This is a genomic window from Thalassotalea sp. G2M2-11, assembly GCF_017168195.1.
GTDB lineage: Bacteria > Pseudomonadota > Gammaproteobacteria > Enterobacterales > Alteromonadaceae > Thalassotalea_E.
Map to the genome: position 1 here is coordinate 365,027 of NZ_JADNYL010000001.1, position 21,301 is coordinate 386,327.

15 protein-coding genes and 1 tRNA gene are annotated in these 21,301 nt (G+C 40.4%); 14 read left to right on the forward strand and 2 right to left on the reverse strand.

Going from position 1 to position 21,301, the window contains the following annotated elements; all coding sequences use genetic code 11:
• Positions 1 to 120: 120 nt before the first annotated feature.
• Positions 121 to 753, reverse strand: coding sequence for an OmpA family protein (locus IV514_RS01555; RefSeq protein WP_206483156.1), 633 nt, complete (start codon positions 751 to 753; stop codon positions 121 to 123).
• Positions 754 to 946: 193 nt separating this feature from the next.
• Here IV514_RS01555 and IV514_RS01560 point away from each other — a divergent pair.
• From IV514_RS01560 to tuf, 13 genes are all read left to right on the forward strand, one after another.
• Positions 947 to 1,023, forward strand: a tRNA-Trp gene (locus IV514_RS01560).
• A 94-nt stretch (positions 1,024 to 1,117) separates the two neighbouring features.
• Positions 1,118 to 1,498, forward strand: a complete 381-nt coding sequence (secE, locus tag IV514_RS01565; RefSeq protein WP_206483157.1) for a preprotein translocase subunit SecE — start codon at positions 1,118 to 1,120, stop codon at positions 1,496 to 1,498.
• 1 nt (position 1,499) lies between these two features.
• Positions 1,500 to 2,081 carry a transcription termination/antitermination protein NusG gene (nusG, locus tag IV514_RS01570; protein WP_206483158.1) on the forward strand — a complete coding sequence of 194 codons (582 nt, stop codon included), beginning with the start codon at positions 1,500 to 1,502 and terminating at the stop codon, positions 2,079 to 2,081.
• A 608-nt stretch (positions 2,082 to 2,689) separates the two neighbouring features.
• Positions 2,690 to 3,118 carry a 50S ribosomal protein L11 gene (rplK, locus tag IV514_RS01575; protein ID WP_206483159.1) on the forward strand — a complete coding sequence of 143 codons (429 nt, stop codon included), beginning with the start codon at positions 2,690 to 2,692 and terminating at the stop codon, positions 3,116 to 3,118.
• Positions 3,119 to 3,121: 3 nt separating this feature from the next.
• Positions 3,122 to 3,817 (forward strand): 50S ribosomal protein L1, encoded by a 696-nt coding sequence (rplA, locus tag IV514_RS01580; protein WP_206483160.1) that lies wholly within the window; start codon positions 3,122 to 3,124, stop codon positions 3,815 to 3,817.
• Positions 3,818 to 4,166: 349 nt separating this feature from the next.
• Positions 4,167 to 4,661 (forward strand): 50S ribosomal protein L10, encoded by a 495-nt coding sequence (rplJ, locus tag IV514_RS01585; RefSeq protein WP_206483161.1) that lies wholly within the window; start codon positions 4,167 to 4,169, stop codon positions 4,659 to 4,661.
• 92 nt (positions 4,662 to 4,753) lie between these two features.
• Entirely contained in the window at positions 4,754 to 5,122 is a 369-nt protein-coding gene (gene rplL, locus IV514_RS01590; protein WP_206483162.1) for a 50S ribosomal protein L7/L12, read from the forward strand.
• 291 nt (positions 5,123 to 5,413) lie between these two features.
• On the forward strand, positions 5,414 to 9,442 hold the full coding sequence (gene rpoB, locus IV514_RS01595; RefSeq protein ID WP_206483163.1) for a DNA-directed RNA polymerase subunit beta: 4,029 nt from the start codon (positions 5,414 to 5,416) through the stop codon (positions 9,440 to 9,442).
• An 88-nt stretch (positions 9,443 to 9,530) separates the two neighbouring features.
• The gene (gene rpoC, locus IV514_RS01600; RefSeq protein ID WP_206483164.1) at positions 9,531 to 13,763 is read left to right on the forward strand and encodes a DNA-directed RNA polymerase subunit beta'; all 4,233 of its coding nucleotides are present in this window, start codon (positions 9,531 to 9,533) and stop codon (positions 13,761 to 13,763) included.
• 197 nt (positions 13,764 to 13,960) lie between these two features.
• On the forward strand, positions 13,961 to 14,335 hold the full coding sequence (gene rpsL / locus IV514_RS01605; RefSeq protein ID WP_074499547.1) for a 30S ribosomal protein S12: 375 nt from the start codon (positions 13,961 to 13,963) through the stop codon (positions 14,333 to 14,335).
• Between the two features lie 75 nt (positions 14,336 to 14,410).
• A complete protein-coding gene (gene rpsG, locus IV514_RS01610) occupies positions 14,411 to 14,884 on the forward strand; it encodes a 30S ribosomal protein S7 (protein ID WP_206483165.1) in 474 nt (157 codons plus the stop codon).
• Between the two features lie 147 nt (positions 14,885 to 15,031).
• Positions 15,032 to 17,143, forward strand: a complete 2,112-nt coding sequence (fusA, locus tag IV514_RS01615) for an elongation factor G (protein ID WP_206483166.1) — start codon at positions 15,032 to 15,034, stop codon at positions 17,141 to 17,143.
• 222 nt (positions 17,144 to 17,365) lie between these two features.
• Entirely contained in the window at positions 17,366 to 18,550 is a 1,185-nt protein-coding gene (tuf, locus tag IV514_RS01620; RefSeq protein ID WP_206483154.1) for an elongation factor Tu, read from the forward strand.
• Positions 18,551 to 18,989: 439 nt separating this feature from the next.
• Here the strand turns inward: tuf and IV514_RS01625 are convergent, their stop codons facing one another.
• Positions 18,990 to 20,033 carry a GGDEF domain-containing protein gene (locus IV514_RS01625; protein WP_206483167.1) on the reverse strand — a complete coding sequence of 348 codons (1,044 nt, stop codon included), beginning with the start codon at positions 20,031 to 20,033 and terminating at the stop codon, positions 18,990 to 18,992.
• A gap of 431 nt (positions 20,034 to 20,464) precedes the next feature.
• Here IV514_RS01625 and IV514_RS01630 point away from each other — a divergent pair, with 431 nt between their 5' ends.
• Positions 20,465 to 21,280, forward strand: a complete 816-nt coding sequence (locus tag IV514_RS01630; protein WP_206483168.1) for a mechanosensitive ion channel domain-containing protein — start codon at positions 20,465 to 20,467, stop codon at positions 21,278 to 21,280.
• The last annotated feature ends 21 nt before the right edge of the window (positions 21,281 to 21,301 follow it).

The window sequence follows — 21,301 nt, forward strand, 5'->3', positions numbered from 1 at the left end:
CTCATATTAATAGCTCCTAAAGTTAATGTTGGCGCTATCATAATCGCTATTATTAATTAGTGTGTTGATCAAGATCAGTTAAGCCATCATTGAGCCCAAACCGATAAAATATCAAAGCGCCTATGGGGCTGTATTTGGGATAATTTGTATTTCCACTCGACGGTTTAACGCACGGTTACGTTCGGTGCTATTGTCGACAATGGGTCTGCTTTCTCCAAATCCTGATATTTTTAAACGAGTATCTTGTATCGATTTTGAAATCAAATATTGCTTAACGCTTTGTGCTCGTTTAGTCGACAATGTCTGGTTGTACTGCTCGCTGCCTGTATTGTCAGTATGGCCCTCAATGCTAAGTAACGTTTTATCAAATTTAAGCAATACGCTAGCAACATCATTTAACGTTTGATGAAACCCTGCCGAAATATATGATTGGTCGGTAGCAAAAGTAATATTTGATGGCATCACTAAGCGAATATTATCCCCCTCCCGAATAACATCGATACCTGAGCCAGATAATTCTTCACGAAATTCTTGTTCTTGCTTGTCCATGTAGTCACCAATTGCAGCCCCAGCAATGGCACCGATAGCTGCCCCCCATACTAAGCGCTTATCTTTGTGGTTACTGGTTGATTTACCGAGAATTGCACCAGCAACAGCACCAATGGTTGCGCCTTTTTCTGCATTGGTGGTTGCACAGCCTGCCATGGCAAGGGAAAGTGAAATAGCACAAACTAATGGTTTGTTTAAAAACATAAAAATACTCCATTTAGGAAAAGAAAAATTACGCAATTGCAGTATACACTAATCAGGTTTTATCTTAATAAGAACTTATAAATATCCCTTGAGTAATCTGTTGTCATCAGTATAATAGCCCCTCACTTCTCGTGTTGCTCTTAATTTTCCCAAACAAACTAAGAATCGCTCGACAAGTGTAACTGAAATTTAAAGGGGTATAGTTCCAATTGGTAGAACAGCGGTCTCCAAAACCGACGGTTGGGAGTTCGAATCTCTCTACCCCTGCCATATTTTTATTGGTGGTGATGATTTACCACTAATTGAAGTGCTCAACTAGTGAGTGAATTGTCTGATTTAGACATGCAATAACAGGTTTAGAATTATGAATGCAAGTACAGAAAACCAAGAAAGCGGTTCTCTTGACTCTTTAAAATGGGGCATCGCTATACTTTTTTTAGCGGGCGCTGTAGTTGGTAATTATATTTATGGCGAACAGTCGGTTTTATTGCGTGCTGTTGGCGTAGTGATCGCAGTGGTGATTGCTGGCTTAGTTGCAGGTCAAACTGAAAAAGGCCGCAATGCCATTAACTTTGCGAAAGAAGCAAGAACTGAAACACGTAAAGTGGTTTGGCCAACGAGACAAGAAGCGGTCCAAACAACCTTGATTGTATTGGTTGCTACATTAATTATGTCATTGGTTATGTGGGGCTTGGACTCAATTTTATTTGAACTTGTTGGTTTCATTACAGGATTAAAGGTTTAATATGTCTGAAGAAAACTCAATCACTGACGGCGATTCAGCCCAAGAAAATAAACCTAAGTTACGTTGGTATGTTGTACAAGCTTTTTCTGGTTATGAAGCACGTGTACAAAAAACCTTACTTGAGCATATTGAAATTCACGGGCTACAAGATAAGTTCGGTCAGATCCTAGTACCAACGGAAGAAGTTGTGGAAATGCGCGCTGGCCAAAAACGTAAAAGTGCTCGTAAATTTTTCCCAGGCTATGTGTTAGTTGAGATGGCAATGGATGAAGAGGCATGGCACTTAGTGAAAAGTGTTCCTCGCGTTTTAGGTTTTATTGGTGGTACCAGTGATCGTCCTGCGCCTATCACGCAAAAAGAAGCGGATCGTATTTTACAGCGCTTAGAAGATGGTGATAAGCCTAAACCTAAAACATTGTTTGAACCGGGTGAAGTGGTACGTGTTATTGATGGACCATTTGCTGACTTTAATGGTGTGGTTGAAGAACTCGATTATGAGAAAAACCGAATTAAAGTGTCTGTGCTTATTTTTGGTCGTTCAACACCTGTAGATTTAGAGTTTGGGCAAGTTGAAAAAGGTTAGTTAAATTTGCTCTAATGGAGCAATGTAAGAAAAAAGCGAAAGAGAAATCTTTCGCTTTTTGCGTTTTAGTGATGTTTTAGCGCTAGAGTGTAAACAAGTCTTTGGTAAGTTTCTTCTCTTCTAATTGCTTATTACGGACGATGTTTATCCTAAGCTAGGGCGTGTAGATCTTTGCTGTTTGATTTTTGTTCGAAATAAAAGCGTTTTAATCGCGGCGTGAGGAATGACGCTTAGTCATCTAAGCAAATCTCCTCACAACAAAGAGTAAAACGCTTTTAACCGAACCTTTCAGGCAGCGTTTGTTGTCGTTTCTACTATGTTAGTGCTTTATCATGTGGAACAACCACATATCAAAAGCACTGCCTTGTATAAATTTCCAACAAACTGCTGCAAAGACAAACTTGAAAGATCAACACGCCCTAATAAAACACTTGAATCGGTATGCTTGATTAATATATAATCCGCTGCCGATTTTTTTTGGCGCGTTGATTCTTATTAAATTAGTGTGTCTAGAAATAAAAATCGATTTTTAATCACGGGGAGCTCAAACCATAAGGTTCATGCTGTTACAGCTGGGCGTTTGCACCCATATAGAGGAAGTTTTAAAGATGGCTAAAAAAGTCCAAGCTTTAATTAAGCTACAAGTTGCTGCTGGTGCAGCAAATCCGTCACCCCCAGTTGGTCCTGCATTAGGTCAACACGGTGTGAATATCATGGAATTCTGTAAAGCATTCAATGCAAAAACAGATTCACTAGAAAAGGGCGCTCCAGTACCAGTAGTTATTACTGTATACAATGACCGTTCTTTCACATTTGAGACAAAAACTCCACCTGCTTCTTACTTATTGAAAAAAGCAGCTGGCGTTAAAAGCGGTTCAGGTCGTCCTAACACAGAAAAAGTTGGTACTGTTACTACAGCGCAACTTGAAGAAATTGTTAAGACTAAAGAACCGGATCTTACTGCTGGTTCACTAGAAGCTGCAGTGCGTACTATTGCGGGCTCTGCTCGTTCAATGGGTTTAGTGGTAGAGGACTAATCAATGGCTAAATTATCAAAACGCGCTCGTCTTATCCGTGAAAAAGTAGACGTATTAAAAGATTATGAAATCAACGAAGCATTGGCACTTTTAAAAGAATTAGCAACAGCTAAATTCCGTGAAAGTGTAGATGTTGCTGTAAACCTTGGCATTGATGCACGTAAATCAGACCAAAACGTTCGTGGCGCAACTGTATTACCAAATGGTACAGGTCGTGATGTACGTGTTGCTGTATTTACGCAAGGCGCTAACGCTGATAAAGCGAAAGAAGCTGGTGCTGATGTTGTAGGTATGGATGACCTAGCAGAGCAAGTGAAGAAAGGTGAGATGAACTTTGATGTTGTTATCGCTACTCCTGATGCTATGCGTGTTGTTGGTCAACTAGGTCAGATTTTAGGCCCACGTGGTTTAATGCCTAACCCTAAAGTTGGCACAGTAACTCCAGATGTTGTTACTGCAGTAAACAATGCTAAAGCGGGTCAAATTCGTTACCGTAACGATAAGAACGGTATTATCCATACTACTATCGGTAAGGTTGATTTCGATGATGCTAAGTTGAAAGAAAACTTAGAAGCCTTATTAGAAGCGCTTAAGAAAGCTAAGCCTGCTAATGCTAAAGGTCAGTTCATTAAGAAGATTTCTGTATCAACTACTATGGGCGCTGGTGTTAGCGTAGACCAAGGTAGCTTGACGCTTTAATTTTCGCTTGTTTGCACTCGTATCATAGCGTTATGGGCGAGTGCTACTTGCATAAGTAAAAATCAAATTATTGATGCTTTACTTTGGCGAAATTGTAAACTATAATTTCGCCCCTTAAATTTTGGTAGGTGTTGTCTCTTTAACAATCTATATCGTTAAAAAGTACAACCCCGTCAAAGACCGTAGGTGTGTTTATTTCTTCTGATTTAAATACTTAATATGACCTACGTAGATGGTGATTACCCAGTATTTCCTTAATTCTGGTCCTCGCCGTAACGGCCTGAATTCATGTAATGAATTCAGGGATAGTAAATGCCGGATTTTCCGGTTGAACCAGGAGTAAAAGCCAATGGCTATCAATCTTGATGACAAAAAAGCAATTGTTGCTGAAGTTCAAGAAGCTGCCAGTGGCGCTCAATCAGCTGTAGTCGTAGATTCACGCGGCGTTACAGTTGAAGCAATTACAACTTTGCGTAAAGAAGCTCGTGAAAATGGTGTATGGATGAAAGTTGTCCGTAACACATTAGCACGTCGCGCATTAGAAGGTACAAATTTTGAGTGTGTTACTGACACATTAAAAGGTCCTTCATTAATTGCATTTTCAAACGAGCATCCAGGTGCAGCTGCACGTTTATTCACTGACTTCGCTAAAACAAACGAAGCTTTTGAATTAAAAGCAGCAGCATTTGAAGGTGACTTAGTTGATGTTTCGGTTCTTGCAAAATTACCGACATACGACGAAGCAATTGCACGTTTAATGAGCGCTATGAAAGAAGCATCTGCAGGCAAACTTGCCCGCACACTTGCTGCAGTACGCGATCAGAAAGAGCAAGAAGCGGCTTAATTGTTGGATTAAACAAAAACCAACGCACGCTTTTTGTATTTATAGTTATTTAAAACAATCTATTGATTGTTTATTGAAACAGGAAATTTAAAATGTCTATTTCTAAAGACGATATCCTAAATGCTATTGCTGAAATGTCAGTAATGGACGTAGTTGAATTAGTTGAAGCAATGGAAGAAAAGTTCGGCGTATCTGCTGCAGCTGCTGTTGCTGTTGCTGGCGGTGACGCTGGTGCTGCTGCTGAAGAGCAAACTGAATTTGACGTAATCTTAACTGGTTTCGGCGATAAGAAAGTTGCTGTAATCAAAGCAGTTCGTGGCGCTACAGGTCTAGGCCTTAAAGAAGCTAAAGAACTTGTTGAAGGTGCACCAAAAGCACTTAAAGAAGGTGTTGAAAAAGCTGAAGCTGAAGAGCTTAAGAAAGCACTTGAAGAAGCAGGTGCTTCTGTTGAAATTAAATAATCTGTTTACAAACAGATTATTTGCCTGAAAAGGCAATGGCTGGTGATTTAAACGTCACCGGCCTTTTTGCGCTAAAGAAAGATGTTTTTTTAAAAGCTTTATAAATAGGTTTTTTTTTAAACGAAAACAGTGCATTATTTGATACTTACTATTAAAGTATCACTGCAATACCCTGTCTGATACCAATTGGATTAGATAAGTGGTCAAAATATAAACATATGATGACTAGTTATTTACTCCAATTGGTATTTTTAGGCAGATTCGGCCATAACCAGCAAGCTGAGGAACCCCATGGTTTACTCTTACTCTGAAAAGAAACGTATTCGAAAGGACTTTGGTAAAAGCGTACAGGTAATGGATTATCCATTCCTGTTATCTATCCAGCTCGAATCTTTCCGTAAGTTTATTGATATTGATCCGACAGGTGAAACAGGTTTAGAAGCCGCGTTTCGTTCTATTTTCCCAATTAAAGCTTATTCAGGTAGCTCAGAATTACAATTTGTAAGCTATCGTTTAGGTGAACCATTATTTGATGTGAAAGAATGTCAAATACGTGGTGTTACATATTCAGCTCCGCTGCGCGTTAAATTACGTTTAGTAATTTATGATAAAGAAGCACCAGCGGGTACCGTAAAAGATATCAAAGAGCAAGAAGTCTATATGGGGGAAATCCCATTAATGACAGAAAACGGTACGTTTGTTATTAATGGTACTGAGCGTGTTATTGTTTCTCAATTACATCGTTCACCTGGCGTGTTCTTCGATCATGATAAAGGTAAAACACATTCTTCAGGGAAAGTGTTATATAACGCTCGAGTTATTCCTTATCGTGGTTCATGGTTAGATTTCGAATTTGATCCTAAAGATAACCTTTTTGTTCGTATTGACCGTCGTCGTAAATTACCTGCGTCGATTATCTTACGTGCATTAGAATATTCTACTGAAGAAATTTTAGCGCTTTTCTACGAAACAACATCGTTTGAAATTAAAGGCGACAAGTTAATTATGGAACTTGTGCCTGAGCGTTTACGTGGTGAAACTGCTACTTTTGATATCAAAATGCCAAACGGCGATGTTTTGGTTGAACAAGGTCGTCGTATTACAGCACGTCATATTCGTTCGCTATCAAAAGAAAATGTTACTGAGTTAGAAGTACCTGCAGAATATATTGTTGGTAAAGTATTATCTAAAGCGTATATCGATGAATCTACTGGTGAAGTGATTGCTGAAGCAAATGCTGAGTTAACGCTTGAGTTATTAGCTGAATTAAGCCAAGCGGGCCACAAAGTATTATCGACACTATATATGAACGAATTTGATGTTGGTTCATACATGTCAGACACTTTACGCATCGACAGTTCAACGAACCGTTTAGAAGCATTAGTTGAAATATATCGCATGATGCGTCCTGGTGAGCCACCAACAAAAGATGCTGCTGAAACATTATTTGCCAATTTATTTTTCTCATTAGAACGTTATGACTTATCAAATGTAGGTCGTATGAAGTTTAATCGTCGTGTTGGCCGTGACGAAGAAACAGGTGAAGGCACGCTTTCTAATGACGACATTATTTCGGTAATGAGAACACTTATTGCGATTCGTGACGGTAAAGGTGATGTCGATGATATCGACCACTTAGGTAACCGTCGTATCCGTAGTGTTGGTGAAATGGCTGAAAACCAATTCCGAGTTGGTTTAGTACGTGTTGAACGTGCAGTGCGTGAACGTTTATCGTTAGGTGATCTTGATGCAGTCATGCCACAAGACTTAATTAACGCGAAACCAATTTCAGCGGCTGTTAAAGAATTCTTTGGTTCATCACAGCTTTCTCAGTTTATGGATCAAAACAACCCGTTATCAGAAGTGACGCATAAACGTCGAATCTCTGCATTAGGTCCAGGTGGTTTAACACGTGAACGTGCAGGTTTTGAAGTACGTGACGTACATCCAACTCACTATGGTCGTGTTTGTCCTATCGAAACACCTGAAGGTCCAAACATTGGTTTGATCAACTCGCTGTCATGTTATGCGCGTACTAACGACTTTGGTTTCTTAGAAACGCCTTATCGCCGTATTGTTGATGGGCAAGTTACAGATGAAGTTGATTACTTATCAGCGATTGAAGAAGGTAACTATGTTATCGCTCAAACCAACGCTGAGGTGGATGAAAACGGTAAGCTTGTTGATGGTCTAGTACCATGTCGTCACAAAAATGAATTTACCTTGATGTCGGCTGAACAAGTTCAATATATGGATGTTTCACCACAGCAAATCGTTTCAGTTGCTGCCTCATTGATCCCATTCTTAGAACACGATGATGCTAACCGTGCCTTGATGGGCTCGAACATGCAACGTCAAGCGGTACCAACGTTAAAAGTGGATAAGCCTCTTGTTGGTACGGGTATGGAGAAAATCGTAGCGGTAGACTCTGGTGTAACAGCGGTTGCTAAACGTGGCGGTGTTGTTGATTACGTTGATGCCTCACGTATCGTTGTTAAAGTGAATGAAGATGAAATGGTTGCTGGTGAAGCAGGTATTGATATCTACAACTTAAACAAATACACACGTTCAAACCAAAACACGTGTATCAATCAGCGTCCAACTTGTCGTTTAGGCGAACCAGTCGTTCGTGGTGATGTGTTAGCCGATGGCCCATCAACTGATATGGGTGAATTAGCTCTTGGTCAAAATATGCGTATCGCATTTATGCCGTGGAATGGTTACAACTTTGAGGATTCAATGTTGTTATCTGAGCGTGTTGCCCAAGAAGATCGCTTTACTACTATTCATATCCAAGAATTAAGCTGTATTGCACGTGATACTAAATTAGGTTCTGAAGAAATTACTTCAGATATCCCGAATGTTGGTGAATCTGCATTATCTAAATTGGATGAATCTGGTGTTGTATACATCGGTGCCGAAGTAAATGGTGGCGATATCTTAGTTGGTAAAGTGACGCCTAAGGGTGAAACACAACTAACACCAGAAGAAAAACTTCTACGTGCTATTTTTGGTGAAAAAGCCGCAGATGTGAAAGACAGCTCTTTACGTGTGCCTAACTCTGTTTCTGGTACGATTATCGATGTACAAATCTTCACCCGTGATGGTGTCGAGAAAGATAAGCGTGCTTTAGAAATTGAAGAGATGCAGCTTAAAGAAGTGAAGAAAGATTTAGGCGATGAATTCTCTATCTTAGAAGATGGTATTTACGCCCGAGCTAAAAAGCTTCTTCTTTCAGCTGGCTTAAATGATGCCGAGCTAAATAGCATGTCTCGTGATAAGTGGTTAGTACAAAACTTATCTAACGAAGATCAACAAGCTGAGTTAGAACAAATTGCTGAACAATACGACAATATTAAAGCTGATTTTGATAAGAAATATGAAATCAAGCGTCGTAAGATCACTCAAGGTGATGATTTAGCTCCAGGCGTGTTGAAAATTGTTAAGGTTTACTTAGCCGTTAAACGTCGTATTCAACCTGGTGATAAGATGGCGGGTCGTCATGGTAACAAAGGTGTTATCTCGAACGTTGTACCAGTGGAAGATATGCCGTATGACGAAAACGGTGTGCCAGTTGATATCGTATTAAACCCGTTGGGTGTACCTTCGCGGATGAACATTGGTCAGATCCTTGAAACTCACTTGGGTATGGCGGCACGTGGTATTGGTGAAAAAATTAATCGTATGCTTGAAGAGCAACGAGAAATTACCAAGTTACGTGAGTTCTTAAAAGAGGTTTATACCTTAGGTGATTCACGTCAAGAAGTTGATATTGATAGTTTCTCTGACGATGAAGTAATGCGCCTAGCCGGTAACCTACGTGCTGGTTTACCTATCGCTACGCCAGTATTTGATGGTGCCAGTGAAAAAGAAATTAAAGAGTTATTTAAGCTTGCTGACATGCCAGAAAGTGGACAGTTCACGTTAACTGATGGTCGTACAGGTCGCCAGTTTGAACGTCCAGTGACCGTTGGTTATATGTATATGTTGAAACTGAATCACTTAGTTGATGACAAGATGCATGCGCGTTCAACAGGTTCTTATAGCTTAGTAACACAGCAACCACTTGGCGGTAAAGCTCAGTTTGGTGGTCAGCGTTTCGGTGAGATGGAAGTATGGGCACTTGAAGCATACGGTGCTGCATATACCTTACAAGAGATGCTTACTGTTAAGTCGGATGACGTCAATGGTCGTACTAAGATGTACAAAAACTTAGTCGATGGCGATCACCGCATGGAGCCGGGTATTCCAGAATCGTTCAATGTATTACTTAAAGAGATCCGCTCATTAGGTATTAACATTGAGTTAGATCAGGAATAAGCAAAGGCTTCGTCGCTGAACGTATCAGTACATGGAGAAGTGCATTATTTGCACTTCTCCCAAGGTTAACTCCGACAGGAGACAGAGTGTGAAAGATTTACTTAAGTTTCTTAAGCAACAAAATCAAACAGAAGAATTCGATGGTATTCGTATCGGATTAGCATCATCAGACATGGTTCGTTCATGGTCTTTTGGTGAGGTTAAAAAACCTGAAACAATTAACTATCGTACCTTTAAGCCGGAACGCGATGGTTTATTCTGTGCACGTATTTTTGGTCCAGTTAAAGATTACGAATGTCTTTGTGGTAAATACAAGCGCTTAAAACACCGTGGTGTGATTTGTGAAAAATGTGGTGTTGAAGTTACATTAACTAAAGTACGTCGTGAACGTATGGGGCACATTGAGCTGGCAAGCCCAGTGGCACATATTTGGTTCTTAAAATCATTACCATCTCGTATAGGTCTTTTATTAGATATGACCTTGCGTGATATTGAACGTGTACTTTATTTTGAATCATATGTTGTTACCGAGCCAGGTATGACAACATTAGAGCGTAGCCAAATCTTAACCGAAGAAGAATATCTTGATGCTTTAGAAGAGCATGGTGATGAATTTGATGCGTTAATGGGTGCAGAAGCGGTATTAGCATTATTACAGCAAATTGATTTAGAAGCTGAAGTTGCGCAAATGCGTGAAGAACTACCTGAAATTGGTAGTGAAACTAAGCGTAAGAAAATCACGAAACGTTTAAAATTGATGGAAGCATTCGCCCAATCAGGAAATAGCCCTGAATGGATGATCATGTCAGTATTACCGATTCTTCCGCCAGACTTGCGTCCATTAGTACCGCTTGATGGTGGTCGTTTTGCAACGTCTGATTTGAACGATTTATATCGTCGTGTGATTAACCGTAACAACCGTTTGAAGCGTTTATTAGAGCTAGTTGCTCCTGATATTATCGTGCGTAACGAAAAACGTATGTTACAAGAGTCAGTTGATGCCTTATTAGATAACGGTCGTCGTGGTCGTGCCATTACAGGTTCTAACAAGCGTCCTCTGAAATCACTTGCAGACATGATCAAAGGTAAGCAAGGTCGTTTCCGTCAAAACTTACTTGGTAAGCGTGTTGACTATTCAGGCCGTTCAGTAATCACGGTTGGCCCAACGCTACGATTACATCAGTGTGGTCTTCCGAAGAAGATGGCACTTGAGCTATTCAAACCTTTTATCTACGGTAAATTAGAAGCTCGTGGCTTAGCTACAACGATCAAAGCGGCTAAAAAATTAGTAGAACGTGAAGGCGCAGAAGTATGGGATGTATTAGACGAAGTTATTCGTGAACATCCAGTCATGCTTAACCGTGCTCCGACACTTCACCGTTTAGGTATCCAGGCGTTTGAACCGGTACTTATTGAAGGTAAAGCAATTCATTTGCATCCTCTCGTTTGTGCGGCGTATAACGCTGACTTCGATGGTGACCAAATGGCGGTACACGTACCATTGACATTAGAAGCTCAGCTTGAAGCTCGTTCATTAATGATGTCAACCAACAACGTGTTATCTCCGGCGAACGGTGATCCGATTATCGTACCTTCACAAGATGTTGTATTAGGTCTTTACTACTTAACGCGTGATCGTGTTAATGGCTTAGGTGAAGGTATGGTGTTTGCTGATACCAAAGAAGCTGAAAAAGCTTACCGTACCGGCGTTGCAGAGTTACATGCGAGAGTAAAAATTCGTATCACTGAGCATCTGCGTAACGATGAAGGTGAATTAGTTGAACATACAAATCTGCGTGATACCACGGTGGGCCGTGCTATCTTATGGCAAGTATGTCCGAAAGGATTACCTTATGAGCTTATTGATCAACCGTTAGGTAAAAAGCCAATTTCTCGTTTGATTAACCATGCTTATCGTAACCTTGGTTTGAAAGATACCGTTATTTTTGCTGACCACATTATGTATACAGGTTTCCATTATGCGATGGTTGCCGGTGCATCAGTTGGTATTGATGATATGGTTATTCCTGATGAAAAATACACTATCATCAACGGCGCGGAAGAAGAAGTAGCAGAAATTCAAACCCAGTTTGAGCAAGGTCTTGTAACGGCTGGTGAGAAATACAATAAAGTTATCGATATTTGGTCATCTGCGAACGAAAAAGTGTCGAAAGCGATGATGGACAACTTATCAAAAGAAACTGTTATCAATCGTGATGGTGAGCCTGAAGAGCAAGATTCATTTAACTCTATCTATATGATGGCTGACTCGGGTGCTCGTGGTAGTGCTGCTCAGATCCGACAGTTAGCAGGTATGCGTGGCTTGATGGCAAAACCGGATGGTTCAATCATCGAAACTCCGATCACCGCGAACTTCCGTGAAGGTTTGAACGTACTACAATACTTCATCTCAACTCACGGTGCGCGTAAAGGTTTGGCTGATACGGCATTGAAAACAGCTAACTCTGGTTACTTAACACGTCGGTTAGTGGATGTAGCACAAGATTTAGTGGTAACTGAGCCTGATTGTGGTACAGAGGAAGGTTTATTAATGACTCCACTTATTGAAGGTGGTGATGTTGTTGAACCGTTAAGAGAACGTGTACTTGGTCGTGTTGTCTGTGAAGACGTAATGATTCCTGGTACTGAAGAAGTATTACTTCCTCGTAACACACTGATTGATGAAAAATTATGTGATACGTTAGAAGAACACTCAGTGGATCAAGTAAAAGTTCGTTCGATCATTACTTGTTCAACTGACTTTGGTATTTGTGCACAATGTTATGGTCGTGACTTGGCTCGTGGTCATTTGATTAACCAAGGTGAAGCCATTGGGGTTGTCGCAGCACAATCAATCGGTGAACCTGGTACTCAGTTAACCATGCGTACCTTCCACATTGGTGGTGCGGCTTCGCGTGCTTCAGCAGAGAACAGTGTACAAGTTAAAAATAACGGTACGTTAAAACTGCAAAATGCGAAGTTTGTTACTAACTCTGAAAATCAATTAGTGATCACTTCTCGTTCTTCCGAGCTAACTGTTATTGATGAGTTAGGTCGTGAAAAAGAACGTTATAAAGTACCATATGGTGCAGTGCTTTCTAAGAAAGATGGTGAAGATATCAAGTCTGGCGATGTAATTGCTAATTGGGATCCTCATACGCATCCAATCATCACGGAAGTAGCAGGTAAAGTTCAATTTGTTGATCTTGTTGATGGTGTGACAGTTGTTCGTCAAACGGATGAACTTACTGGTTTATCTAGCTTAGTTATTACTGAAGCTGGTCAGCGTAATGCTGCTGGTAAAGAAATGCGCCCAATGGTTAAACTGATTGACGCTAAAGGTAATGATGTGATGATTGCTGGTACTGATATTCCAGCACAATACTACTTACCGGGTAATGCAATTGTTAACCTTGAAGATGGTAATGAAGTAAATATCGGTGATGCGTTAGCACGTATTCCACAAGAGTCATCGAAAACTCGCGATATTACTGGTGGTCTACCACGTGTTGCTGACTTATTTGAAGCGCGTAAACCTAAGCTACCAGCTATCTTAGCTGAGAAGACCGGTATCATCGGCTTTGGTAAGGAAACTAAAGGTAAAGTACGTCTTCTAATTACGCAGCCAGATGGTGAAGTATACGAAGAGATGATCCCTAAAACACGTCAATTAAACGTGTTTGAAGGTGAATCAGTACAAAAAGGTGAAGTCATTGCCGATGGCCCAGAGTCACCGCATGATATCCTACGTTTACGTGGTGTAGCACCAGTTGCGAACTACATTGTTAACGAAGTTCAAGAAGTTTACCGCTTACAAGGTGTTAAGATTAACGATAAACACATCGAAGTTATCGTACGTCAGATGATCCGTAAGTGTGAGATCCTTGATGCGGGTGATTCAGAATTCCTAAAAGGTGAACAAGTAGAAGTGGCGCGCGTAAATATCGCAAACCGTGAACTTGAAGCAGCAGGCAAAAAACCCGCAGAATATGAAATGCAAATGATGGGTATTACCAAAGCATCACTTGCGACAGAATCATTCATTTCAGCTGCATCTTTCCAAGAAACAACACGTGTACTTACTGAAGCTGCTGTTGGCGGTAAAGTGGATACCTTACGTGGCTTGAAAGAAAACGTTATTGTTGGTCGCTTGATCCCAGCTGGTACTGGTTATGCGTATCACCAAGAGCGTGCGAAAAATCGTGCCGCTGAAGTTGAAGAAGAAGTAACAGTATCTGCAGACGAAGCAGCTCAAGCATTAACTGATGCTTTAAATGCTGATTTGAACGCTGAACCAGGTGGATCTTCAACGGATATGTAAAAAATCGTCAAATTAACCTGTTAATCTTGACTAAAGCTTGACAGGTTAAAGCTTGACCATTAGAATTCCGCGACCTTATATTCTGTACCTTGTGTACTCTGAATAAAAGGTCGCGGTTTTTCACGTTTATAAGCGGGTAAATTTGGCAAACTTAGTCATGAAAATTTACCCAATGTTTTAATTAATCAGGAGCTATAATGGCAACTATTAACCAATTGGTACGTAAACCACGTGTCAGACAGGTTCAAAAAAGTAACGTTCCAGCGTTACAAGCTTGTCCGCAACGTCGTGGCGTATGTACTCGTGTGTATACTACTACACCTAAAAAACCTAACTCAGCACTACGTAAAGTTGCTCGTGTTCGTTTAACTAACGGTTACGAAGTAACTTCATACATCGGTGGTGAAGGTCACAACTTACAAGAGCATAGCGTAATCTTAATCCGTGGTGGTCGTGTTAAAGACTTACCTGGTGTACGTTATCATACGGTTCGTGGCGCACTTGACTGTTCAGGTGTTAACGATCGTAGACAAGGCCGTTCTAAATACGGTGCGAAGCGCCCTAAATCTTAACGGTTTCCGTGAAGTAAGGCCAAATTAACTAATTAACAATTTTGGGTAAACCCTGAATTAAACGGAGATATCAAGATGCCAAGAAGACGCGTCGTTGGGCAACGAAAAATATTGCCAGATCCTAAGTTCCATAACGAACTTTTAGCAAAATTCATCAACATCCTTATGGTTGATGGTAAAAAATCTACTGCAGAAAAAATTGTATACGGTGCATTAGACATTTTAACTGAGAAAAATTCTGAAAAAACTCACTTAGAGTTATTCGAAGAAGCTTTAGATAACATTCGCCCACAAGTCGAGGTTAAATCTCGTCGTGTAGGTGGTTCTACTTATCAAGTTCCAGTTGAAGTTCGTCCAGTACGTCGTAATGCACTAGCCATGCGTTGGTTAGTTGAAGCAGCTCGTAAACGTGGTGAAAAATCTATGGCTCAACGCCTTGCTAACGAAATGCTTGACGCATCAGATAGCAAAGGTGCAGCGGTTAAGAAACGTGAAGACGTTCACCGTATGGCCGAAGCGAACAAAGCGTTCGCACACTATCGCTGGTAATCACGATAGTAATAAGTTAGATAGCGTGGTTACCGGTAAAACGGTGACTACGCTTTTCTACTCTATAGCGTTAACAATCAAGCTATAGTCAAATAGCTTTAGGCTAAAACTATTTGACTATAACTTTACTGTACAAAGGAAAATTGAGTGGCTCGTATAACACCTATTGAGCGTTATCGAAATATTGGCATTTGCGCACACGTCGATGCTGGTAAAACGACAACAACTGAACGTGTTTTATTTTACACAGGTCTTTCCCATAAAATTGGTGAAGTGCATGATGGCGCGGCAACCATGGACTGGATGGAACAAGAGCAAGAGCGAGGAATTACTATTACCTCTGCGGCAACCACTTGTTTCTGGAAAGGAATGGATGCTCAATTTGACGATCACAGAATCAATATCATCGACACCCCAGGGCACGTTGATTTTACTATTGAAGTAGAGCGTTCATTACGCGTACTTGATGGTGCAGTACTAGTGCTTTGTGCATCGAGTGGTGTGCAACCGCAAACAGAAACTGTTTGGCGCCAAATGGAAAAATATTCTGTCCCTCGTATGGTTTTCATTAATAAAATGGATCGTGCAGGTGCGAGTTTTTTAAATGTCGTCGAGCAGATGAAAGATCGCTTAGGTGCTAATGCCGTACCTATTCAATTAGCGATTGGTGCTGAAGAAGAATTTACAGGCGTTGTCGATCTGATCAAAATGAAAGCTATCAACTGGAATGAAGCTGATCAAGGGATGACGTTTAGCTACGAAGAAATACCTGCTGATATGCAAGAGCTTGCTGAAGAATGGCGGGAAAATCTGATATCAGAAGCGGCTGAAGCTAACGATGAACTGATGGAAAAGTACCTTGAAGAAGGTGACTTATCCGAACAAGAAATCAAATTAGCATTACGTCAACGTACGTTAAAAAATGAAATAATTTTATGTACTTGTGGCTCTGCGTTTAAGAACAAAGGGGTACAGGCTGTATTAGATTGTGTTGTTGAATATATGCCATCGCCAACAGAAGTTGAAGCGATTCGTGGCATCAATAATGACAAAGCCGAAACAGAAGGTGTACGTGAAGCTGATGATAATGCGCCATTTGCTGCGTTAGCGTTTAAAATTGCTACGGACCCATTTGTAGGGACATTAACCTTCTTCCGAGTCTATTCCGGTGTGGTGAAGACAGGGGATTCTGTTTTCAACCCTGTGAAAGGTAAGAAAGAACGTTTTGGTCGTATTGTGCAGATGCACTCAAATGATCGCCAAGAAATCAAAGAAGTACACGCAGGTGATATAGCTGCGGCAATCGGTTTGAAAGATGTGACCACAGGAGACACCCTATGTGATCCAAATCATGTGATCACCTTAGAACGCATGGAGTTTCCTGAGCCAGTAATTTCTGTGGCTGTTGAACCGAGAACAAAAGCCGATCAGGAAAAAATGGCGATCGCATTATCGAAATTAGCGGCAGAAGATCCGTCATTCCGCGTTGAAACAGACGAAGAAACAGGGCAAACCATTATTTCAGGTATGGGTGAACTGCATCTAGATATTATCGTTGATCGCATGAAACGCGAATTTAGCGTTGATTGTAATGTTGGTAATCCTCAGGTTTCTTATCGTGAAACCATTCGTTCTTCTGTTGAAGTAGAAGGTAAATTTGTTCGTCAATCAGGCGGTCGTGGTCAATATGGTCATGTCTGGTTGAAACTAGAACCACTTGAAGGCGAAGGTTTTGAATTCGTCAATGAAATTGTTGGTGGAGTGGTTCCTAAAGAATATATTCCAGCAGTTGAAAAAGGTTGTCGTGAGCAAATGGATTCCGGTGTGTTAGCGGGCTTTCCATTGCTTGGTGTTAAGGTGACACTATATGATGGCTCTTTCCATGATGTCGATTCTAATGAAATGGCATTTAAGGTTGCTGCTTCTATTGGCTTTAAACAAGGGGCTATGGACGCTAAACCCGCATTGTTAGAGCCTATGATGAAAGTTGAAGTGACGACACCTGAAGAGAATATGGGTGATGTTGTTGGTGATTTAAATCGTCGCCGTGGCATTATCGATGGTATGGATGAAGGCCCTGCTGGTTTAAAAGTAGTTAATGCCTTAGTGCCGCTTGCAGAGATGTTTGGTTACGCAACAGATTTACGAAGTGCGACCCAAGGACGAGCGTCATATTCAATGGAATTTCAGCAGTATAATGAAGCGCCAAAAGCGGTTGCTAATGCTGTGATAGAAGGCCGTGGTGGTTCAGTTATTTAATTAACACCATGAGGCTGAATATTTTGAGTTAATGCTTGCTGTGTTGATTCAATAATAAACAAACTCCCAGTGAGTTTGTAATTAAGGCAAAAGCTGGAGGTAATTTTTGACAAGGCAAGCCGCCTTATCTAGAATTAACTGTTTAATTTTTTGTCTTTTTAACTCTCGCTGAGAGAAAATAATTTTTAATATTAATTAATATCTTTTTAAGGTAATTGAAAAATGGCTAAAGAAAAATTTGAACGTTCGAAACCGCACGTAAACGTAGGTACTATCGGACACGTTGACCACGGTAAAACTACGTTAACAGCTGCTATCTCTGCGGTATTAACAAAAACTCACGGTGGTGATGTTCGTGATTTCGCACAAATCGATAACGCTCCAGAAGAGCGTGAGCGTGGTATTACAATCAATACCTCTCACATTGAGTACGATACAGCAATCCGTCACTACGCACACGTAGACTGTCCAGGTCACGCCGATTACGTTAAAAACATGATCACAGGTGCGGCACAAATGGACGGTGCTATCTTAGTAGTAGCAGCGACAGACGGTCCAATGCCACAAACACGTGAGCACATCTTATTATCACGTCAGGTTGGTGTACCTTACATCATCGTATTCATGAACAAATGTGACATGGTAGATGACGAAGAGTTATTAGAATTAGTAGAAATGGAAGTACGTGAATTACTTTCAGAATACGAATTCCCAGGTGATGACTTACCAGTGATTCAAGGTTCAGCATTAGGTGCATTGAACGGCGAAGCACAATGGGAAGAGAAAATCATTGAATTAGCAGACCAATTAGATACATACATTCCAGAGCCAGAGCGTGCGATTGACGGTGCATTCATCATGCCGATTGAAGACGTATTCTCAATTTCAGGTCGTGGTACGGTTGTAACAGGTCGTGTTGAGCGTGGTATCATCAAAGTAGGTGAAGAAGTAGAAATCGTTGGTATTCGTGAGACACAAAAGTCTACTTGTACAGGTGTAGAGATGTTCCGTAAGTTGCTTGACGAAGGTCGTGCAGGTGAGAACTGTGGTATTCTTTTACGTGGTCTTAAGCGTGAAGACGTAGAGCGTGGTCAAGTATTATGTGCACCAGGTTCAATTTCTCCTCACACTAAGTTTGAGTCAGAAGTTTACGTATTATCAAAAGATGAAGGTGGTCGTCATACACCATTCTTCAAAGGTTACCGTCCACAGTTCTACTTCCGTACAACTGACATCACAGGTGCAGTAGAATTACCTGAAGGTGTAGAAATGGTAATGCCAGGCGACAACTTGAAGTTTGTTGTAGAGCTAATCAACCCAGTAGCGATGGACGAAGGTTTACGCTTCGCTATCCGTGAAGGTGGTCGTACAGTAGGTGCTGGTGTTGTATCAAAAATCATCGACTAATTGATGATTAGATAGAATATCTAAACTGATTAAGAAAGGCGCTTAGGCGTCTTTCTTGCTATCTGGCGGTAACAAAAAGAAGGTGATGCATGAGTTGGTGTTGTATCGCTGTACCTAAGAGATAGCATCGACTAATTGATGATTAGATAGAATATCTAAACTGATTAAGAAAGGCGCTTAGGCGCCTTTCTTGCTATCTGGGTAACAAAAAGAAGGTGATGCATGAGTTGGTGTTGTATCGCTGTACCTAAGAGATAGCATCGACTAATTGATGGTTAGATAGAATATCTAAACTGATTAGGAAAGGCGCTTAGGCGCCTTTCTTGTTATCTGACGGTAACAAAAAGAAGGTGATGCATGAGTTGGTGTTGTATCGCTGTACCGAAGAAGTAGCATCGACTGTTCTCGAAAATGCTGGTTTTTACAATCAAGTGTATTGTTAATTTATGCAATCATCATTTTCAAAAATACAGACTTTATTACGACCATTATTTTTTGCCTGATAAAGGGCATTATCCGCTTGTTCAAGCCAAGCTTCACTGTTTGTTGCGTTTTGATTTTGCAGCGAGGCAACACCAATACTCACGGTGATCTGGTGTTCAGGAATGATAGGGGATGACTCTATGAGAGCTCTGAGTTTTTCAGCATGGCTGGTAGCATGTTTTAATTGAGTATCATGCATAAGAAGGACAAATTCTTCACCACCTACCCTAAAAAGTAGATCAGTTTCACGACTATTTTGGCTGATTAAACTTGCAATCATTTGAATGACTGTGTCCCCAGTATTGTGTCCCCATGTATCATTAATGATCTTAAAGTGATCAATATCAATCATAATAAGTGAAGAATCTAAATTACTTCTTTGTTTATGAGCAAGGCTGTTTTCAACATAAGAATGTAATAGTCTTCTGTTTAATGCTCCAGTCAATGGGTCTTTTATTGACTCATCCGTAAGGCTTTGATGCAAGCGCTTAATGTGAGCACCAATCAGGTTTGAAAATACCAACATCAGGAAAAATGCAATCGATGTTCTTGCCGCTTCTGTCAGTGGCATATGTCCAAAGCTGTAATAGCATACAAATGCTAAAGTGAGTATATTAAAAAATAATGCAGTTCTTCTTGGCAGCAGATAAATCAACACTAAACAGGTTGGGTAAAGCCAATTAATAGCACTCGTGCCTAGATAATGAATAGTGATAAATAGTGCTGTTAATAAAGAAGTGACAGCGGTGTTGATATAAAGCGGTCTAGCTGTACCTTTAAATATACTATATAGAGCGGCAGAGGCGATACAAACAAAAAGCAGTAATGAGATTGCCACCCAATGATTACCAATAATGTAATTTCTGTACGCTAAAATACCTATAATTAAGAAAGCGATCGCTAAGATATAAAAGAGAGTTTCTTTGCTTCCTTTTAGTAAAAAATTTAGGTTTTGCTGCGAGATACTCGACTCAACATCGAATGCTTTGTTTTTCTGCATAACATTCCCAAAGTTATAAGACTTTGATCTTATGTGCAAATAGCCAGATGGAAATCAGCTGTATGTGAGTATGTAAAGTATAGCAAATTGCTTGCTAAATAGAACAACTCTACATCTAAGTCACTTTGCTGACCTTCAAAATTACACAAGCGAGCTAGAGTCAGTACTTATACCGAACAGAACCGTCCGCTTCAATAATGCTGGTCAATTTGTGTCGGTAAATATTCATGCGCAATAAAACTCTATACATATGATTGATTGTTTTGGTGGCTTATCAGCGATGCTTTGGGACAACGGTACTCAGTTTTTATAATCTGTCGAACAAATAGTGATATAAGCTCCCCTTTCTCAATGGCGGTTTTCTCTGGATTTTAACGAAAATATTACATATGCTGAGACCTACCTGAGAAAGGAGATAGGGAATAATATTAATGAATATAGAAAAAATCACTCAGTTACTAAATGATTTTGTTATGCAATACGGCATGAATTTTATTATGGCGCTTGCGGTTCTGCTGATTGGTTGGTGGATTATCGGGCGTATAGTCAGTGCGGTTGATTATTCAATGGATAAAGCGAACGTTGAAGTGACACTACAGCGCTTTTTATTAAGTTTTATTAGCATTGTGCTGAAAGTGATTCTAGTAATTATTTTTGCCTCAATGGTTGGCGTAGAAACAGCTTCTTTAATTGCAATGCTAGGTGCCGCTGGTTTGGCGGTAGGTTTAGCACTACAAGGAAGTCTTTCTAATCTTGCCGGTGGTGTCTTGATCTTATTCTTCAAGCCATTCAAAGTGGGCGATGTGATTGAAGCACAGGGGCACTTAGGACGAGTGGTAGAAATACAAATCTTTAATACATTAATCACTACGTTGGATAATCAGCGTGTTTATATTCCTAACGGCTTGCTTTCTAATGGCTGCGTGAAAAATATTTTTGCAGAGCCGACACGTCGTGTTGATATGATGTTTGGCATTAGTTATGGAGATGATATCGCTACGGCCAAAGCGATCATTCATCAAGTACTGGATGATAATAAGTTGGTTCTAAAAGATCCCGGAGCGGATGTGTTTATCTCAGGGCATGGTGCGAGTTCAATTGATATTACTGTTCGTCCTTGGTGTCAATCTGATGATTATTGGAATGTTTACTTTTCCACGCATGAAAACTTGAAAATTGCCTTCGATAAAGCGGGTATTACTATTCCGTTTCCACAGCGCGACGTTCATATTATCAAAGAAGATTAGGTTATATTTTTTTTAAAAAAG

Excerpts from the sequence above, each read along its gene's own strand:
- IV514_RS01555 (WP_206483156.1), bottom strand. The coding sequence starts at position 753 with ATGTTTTTAAACAAACCATTAGTTTGTGCTATTTCACTTTCCCTTGCC.
- secE (WP_206483157.1), top strand. The coding sequence starts at position 1,118 with ATGAATGCAAGTACAGAAAACCAAGAAAGCGGTTCTCTTGACTCTTTA.
- nusG (WP_206483158.1), top strand. The coding sequence starts at position 1,500 with ATGTCTGAAGAAAACTCAATCACTGACGGCGATTCAGCCCAAGAAAAT.
- rplK (WP_206483159.1), top strand. The coding sequence starts at position 2,690 with ATGGCTAAAAAAGTCCAAGCTTTAATTAAGCTACAAGTTGCTGCTGGT.
- rplA (WP_206483160.1), top strand. The coding sequence starts at position 3,122 with ATGGCTAAATTATCAAAACGCGCTCGTCTTATCCGTGAAAAAGTAGAC.
- rplJ (WP_206483161.1), top strand. The coding sequence starts at position 4,167 with ATGGCTATCAATCTTGATGACAAAAAAGCAATTGTTGCTGAAGTTCAA.
- rplL (WP_206483162.1), top strand. The coding sequence starts at position 4,754 with ATGTCTATTTCTAAAGACGATATCCTAAATGCTATTGCTGAAATGTCA.
- rpoB (WP_206483163.1), top strand. The coding sequence starts at position 5,414 with ATGGTTTACTCTTACTCTGAAAAGAAACGTATTCGAAAGGACTTTGGT.
- rpsL (WP_074499547.1), top strand. The coding sequence starts at position 13,961 with ATGGCAACTATTAACCAATTGGTACGTAAACCACGTGTCAGACAGGTT.
- rpsG (WP_206483165.1), top strand. The coding sequence starts at position 14,411 with ATGCCAAGAAGACGCGTCGTTGGGCAACGAAAAATATTGCCAGATCCT.
- tuf (WP_206483154.1), top strand. The coding sequence starts at position 17,366 with ATGGCTAAAGAAAAATTTGAACGTTCGAAACCGCACGTAAACGTAGGT.
- IV514_RS01625 (WP_206483167.1), bottom strand. The coding sequence starts at position 20,033 with ATGCAGAAAAACAAAGCATTCGATGTTGAGTCGAGTATCTCGCAGCAA.
- IV514_RS01630 (WP_206483168.1), top strand. The coding sequence starts at position 20,465 with ATGAATATAGAAAAAATCACTCAGTTACTAAATGATTTTGTTATGCAA.